The following is a 306-nucleotide window of genomic DNA, read 5'->3' on the forward strand; positions in this document are numbered from 1 at the left end:
GTCTTTGTAGTTTTTTCTTGTTTGTTAGATTTGTCGTCTTTGTTAGATTTGTCGTCTTTGTTAGATTTGTCGTCTTTGTTAGATTTGTCGTCTTTGTTAGATTTGTCGTCTTTGTTAGATTTGTCGTCTTTGTTAGACTTGTCGTCTTTATTAGACTTGTCGTCTTTTAGAACTTCTACAGATGTCACAGTATTGTTCTTAGGGGTTTCTACTGATTTATTGTCTGTATTTTTATTTGTAGCATTTTTTGAATTGATTTATAGTCCTCTTTTTTTTCTTGTTTATTATGACTTGACATTTATTATT

Annotated in this window: 1 protein-coding gene; it reads right to left on the reverse strand. The window is 29.7% G+C overall.

From position 1 onward, the window contains the following. Positions 1–188, reverse strand: a 188-nt coding sequence (locus CAN34_RS13890; RefSeq protein WP_217320641.1) for a hypothetical protein, incomplete at its 3' end; no start/stop codon positions are given. Positions 189–306 lie beyond the last annotated feature (118 nt).

It is taken from the genome of Psychrobacter sp. DAB_AL32B, assembly GCF_002224105.1.
In the GTDB taxonomy this organism is placed as follows: Bacteria; Pseudomonadota; Gammaproteobacteria; order Pseudomonadales; family Moraxellaceae; genus Psychrobacter.